Source organism: Streptomyces capoamus (genome assembly GCF_014654935.1).
In the GTDB taxonomy this organism is placed as follows: Bacteria; Actinomycetota; Actinomycetes; order Streptomycetales; family Streptomycetaceae; genus Streptomyces; species Streptomyces capoamus.
The window spans coordinates 3,464-7,470 of the sequence record NZ_BNBF01000052.1 but is presented as its reverse complement, the minus strand read 5'-3'; the positions used below and the strand labels follow the sequence as shown (position 1 = coordinate 7,470).

Below are 4,007 nucleotides of genomic sequence, written 5' to 3'. Positions count from 1 at the left end.
TCCCGGACATCGCGGCGGCGTTCCGCCGGATCGCCGACGAGCCCGGCACCCGTGTGGTGATCCCGCTGCACCGCAACCCCGCCGTCCGCCGGGCGATCCTCCCGGTCGTCGCAGGGCACCCGGACATCACCGTCACCGACCCGCTGCCCTACCTGAGCTTCATGAAGCTGCTCAAGCGGGCCGATCTGATCGTCTCCGACAGCAGCGGCGCCCAGGAGGAGGGTCCCGCGCTCGGCAAGCCGACCCTGGTGCTCAGCGACGTGACCGAGCGGAGCGAGGCCGTGGTGGCCGGCACCGCGAAACTGGTGGGCAAGACCACCGAGGGCATCGTCGCGGCCACCCTGGAGCTGCTGCGCGACCCGATCGCCTACGACCGCATGGCCGGCGCGGCCAACCCCTACGGAGACGGCAGGGCCGCCCAGCGCACCGTCGACAGCGTCGCCTGCTTCCTCGGACTCGGCGACATGCCCGAGCCGTTCGTCCCCGAGACCCCGGTCGACCAGTTCGCCGCCGAGCTGGCCCGCAACGCCGACTACCAGCACCACACACCCCAGCCGGCCTCCTGAGAGCACCGAGGACCCCCATGAACCGGAACATCGTCCGCCCCCTGGAACTCGGCACCCCGCGGATCCCGGCCCTGCTGGTCGAGAACGTCGACCACTACCGGGTGCAAGGGCCCGCGGTGGTCGTCAACCCCCACCCGGATCCCGTCCGCCTCGACGTCGCACCCTCGGTGACGATCCCGGCCCTGTCGTCCACCATCCTCACCGGAACGACGATCGTGAGCGCCCCGTCGGTCATCGTCGTGGCCGCCACGGACGCACCGGCCGCGGACGTGATCCGCGCGCCGGGCTGGCACCTCCTGAGTGAGCTGATGCCGTCCTTCCCGCCGGCCACCCCGCTGTGGAAAGGCCCCCAGGCGGCCGCGGGTTCGGCCCGGCTGGACGCGCCCCACCTGCTCGGGGAGCGTGCCGACCGGCGGCAGGAGGAGACCTTCGACATCAGGGTGAACCTCTGGTACGCGCCGGCCGGGACGGACTGCGCCATCCACGACGAACACGACTTCATCGAGATCCACACCCAGATCACGGGCGTGGGCCGGATGCAGAAGTTCCACGCCCGCGACCACAGCACCCTCTACCAGGACATTCCGATGGCACCCGGCTACACCACGCCGCAGCCCTTCTGCCGGACCGCCCCGGACGGCGGCTACCGCTACCCCTGGCACCAGTACCGCGCGGACACCGACTGCGTCTGGCTCGCCGTCGAGTACCACCGCCCCGCCCGCTGACTTCCCGAGAGGACCCGCCATGACCGAGAACCACCTCACCACGCCCGTCCCGCCGGCCTTCTCCGCCGAGGTCGTCGCCGAGCAACTGCGCGACGGCTACTGGCTGGAGGCCCCGGACATCGACCAGGACGGCCGGCCCGACCTGTTCGGCTACGGCCTGCGCCTCGGTGAGATCTACTGGTACCAGAACGACGAGCGGTGGACCCGCCGGCTGGTGGCCGACGGCATCAGGATGCCCGTGGGTGCCGACTTCGCCGACATCAGCGGCAACGGCCACCCGGACGTCGTCGTCTGCTACGAGCTGTACGGCCCGATCGGCACCATCCACGACCCCGACCCGGCCGGCGGGAAGATCGACTGGCTGGAGAACCCGGGCAGTCCGGACAAGGACGAGTCCCGCTGGAAGCGGCACTACGTCGGCCGGGCCACGGGCATGCACCGGCTGCGCGTCGGACACTTCACCCGTACCGACCGGCTGCAGATCGTCGGCGTTCCGATCGTCGCCCAGGCCGACGTCCACGCGGTGCTGCCCGTCGTGATCTTCACCCAGCCCGACGACGTGCACACGGCCGAGGAATGGCCGATGGAGACCATCGACGACAGCCACTTCCGCATGATCCACGGCGCCGAGAAGAAGGCCGGACTGATACCGGGCTCGGACCTCGACTCCCTGCTCTTCGCCTCCGACGAGGGCGTCACCTGGCTGTATTTCGACGAGGCGACGGGGCAGTGGGTGCGCCGGCTCATCGGCACCGGCGAGGTCACCCAGTTCGAGCAGACCGGGTTCCGCGGCAGCGGGGACGTCAACGCCGGCCGCATCGGCGACGACCCGATGGCGTACGTCGCGGCCATCGAGCCCTTCCACGGCAACACCGTCGCCGTCTACACCAAGACCGGCACCGACGAGCAGGGCGAACCGGTCTGGGGACGCACCCTGCTGGATGTCTACGGCGATCCCAACGAGAGCGGCGAGGGCCCCGGACACCAGATCGTCTGCGCCGACTTCGACGGCGACGGCGAGGAGGAGTTCCTGGTGGCGCTGCGCGGACCGTGGCCGTGGCAGGGCGTCATGTACTACAAGGCCATCGACCTGGCCGCCGGCGTCTGGGCCAAGTGGCGGGTCGGCGAGGAGTCCGTCGCCCGCATCGCCACCGGCGACTTCAACGGCGACGGCCGCCTGGACTTCGCGACCATCGCCTACTCCGTGCAGAACTACTACGTGGCCAAGGACGCCAAGATCATGCTGTACCGGAACCGGATGCCGCTCGCCGACGCCGAGTAGGCCCCCCTCCCCCGACCCCGCGCACACGCTGTCCGGCCCGCCGCCACCGGGCGGGCCGGGCAGCGCCGCCCTCACCCAGAAAGCCGCCGTCATGTCCTCCGCCGTCATACCGCCGGGGAACGCCCGGCACCGGTCCCGGCCGTCGAAACTGCCCTCGCTCACCGGACTGAGGTTCTTCGCCGCGCTCCTGGTGTTCTTCTTCCACTCCTCGCTGTCCAACAGCCCCATCCCGCCGAACAAGCCGATCAACCCCTTCGCGGACAGCACGCTGGCCCACCTGTACGAGAAGACGTTCGTCTCCACCGGCTACATGGGGGTGTCGTTCTTCTTCGTCCTCTCCGGCTTCGTCCTCGCCTGGTCCGCCCGGCCCGGTGAACGCATCACGTCCTTCTGGCGCCGCCGCATCACCAAGATCTTCCCCAACCACCTCGTCGTCGCCGCCGCGGTCGTGGTGCTGTTCGCCGGAGCCGCCATCACCGGCGTCTCCCAGTGGCTGCCGAACCTGCTGCTGATCCACACCTTCTTCCCGCAGGCGTCGGTCAACCTCAGCCTCAATCCGCCCACCTGGTCGCTGGGCAGCGAGCTGCTCTTCTACCTGCTGTTCCCGCTGCTGATCGTCCCGATCCGCAGGCTCCGCGGTGGCGCGCTGTGGGCCTGGGCGGCCGTCATGGTCGCCGGGACCGTCGCCGTCCAGCTCGTGTCGACCTACCTCGTCCCCGACACCCCGAAGTCGGCGATCACCCCGATCTCCGACCAGCAGTTCTGGTTCGGCTACCTCTTCCCGCCCGGCCGGCTCTTCGAGTTCGTGCTCGGCACGCTCCTCGCCCGGATCGTGCTGGCCGGCCGCTGGCCCCGGCAGCTGGGCATCGCCTTCTCCCTGCTGCTGGTCGCCGTCGGCTACGGCGCCACCTACCTGGTGCCCTTCCAGTACACGTTCGTCACGGCCACCATCGTGCCCATCGGCCTGCTGATCGCGGCGGTCGCCGACAGCGACGCCCGCTCCCGCAGCACCTGGCTGAGCAGCCGCCCCATGGTCTGGCTCGGCGAGGTCTCCTTCGGCTTCTACCTGGTCCAGGGCGTCACCATCTTCTACCTGCGGACCCTGCTGGGCGGCGAGGCCTTCAGCACCCCGGTGGCCCTGCTCGTCGTCGCGCTGTTCTTCGCGGCCAGCCTGCTCGCCGGATGGCTGCTGTACCGGTTCGTGGAGATGCCCGCCATGCGCCGCTTCGCCCGCAGCCGGCGGCGCCCCGCCCCGGTCGTCGAACCGGCCGTACCGGCCCAGCGCGTCGCCCCCGCCCCGGCCGTCGAGAAGGAACTCACCTGAGAGGAGGGCACCGTGCCCGCCGTCACCACCGCCGAGGGGACCGAGGTCGACTACCGGGTCACCGGATCGGGACCGGGACTGCTGCTCGTCCACGGCTCCACCAGCGACTC

Annotated in this window: 4 protein-coding genes; all 4 read left to right on the top strand. The window is 70.6% G+C overall.

Features of this window, described 5'->3' with window-relative positions; translation table 11 throughout:
* A partial coding sequence (locus IE312_RS43615) for a UDP-N-acetylglucosamine 2-epimerase (protein ID WP_229900924.1) occupies nt 1-566 on the top strand: 566 nt, incomplete at its 5' end.
* Nucleotides 567-583: 17 nt separating this feature from the next.
* Nucleotides 584-1,291: a hypothetical protein gene (locus IE312_RS37480; RefSeq protein ID WP_189986782.1), complete on the top strand. Its 708-nt coding sequence runs from the start codon at nt 584-586 to the stop codon at nt 1,289-1,291.
* A gap of 19 nt (nt 1,292-1,310) precedes the next feature.
* Entirely contained in the window at nt 1,311-2,573 is a 1,263-nt protein-coding gene (locus tag IE312_RS37475) for an FG-GAP repeat domain-containing protein (protein ID WP_189986781.1), read from the top strand.
* Nucleotides 2,574-2,664: 91 nt separating this feature from the next.
* Complete coding sequence (locus IE312_RS37470) at nt 2,665-3,897, top strand: acyltransferase family protein (protein ID WP_189986780.1); 1,233 nt, start codon at nt 2,665-2,667, stop codon at nt 3,895-3,897.
* Nucleotides 3,898-4,007: the final 110 nt, after the last annotated feature.

Excerpts from the sequence above, each read along its gene's own strand:
- IE312_RS37480 (WP_189986782.1), top strand. The coding sequence starts at position 584 with ATGAACCGGAACATCGTCCGCCCCCTGGAACTCGGCACCCCGCGGATC.
- IE312_RS37475 (WP_189986781.1), top strand. The coding sequence starts at position 1,311 with ATGACCGAGAACCACCTCACCACGCCCGTCCCGCCGGCCTTCTCCGCC.
- IE312_RS37470 (WP_189986780.1), top strand. The coding sequence starts at position 2,665 with ATGTCCTCCGCCGTCATACCGCCGGGGAACGCCCGGCACCGGTCCCGG.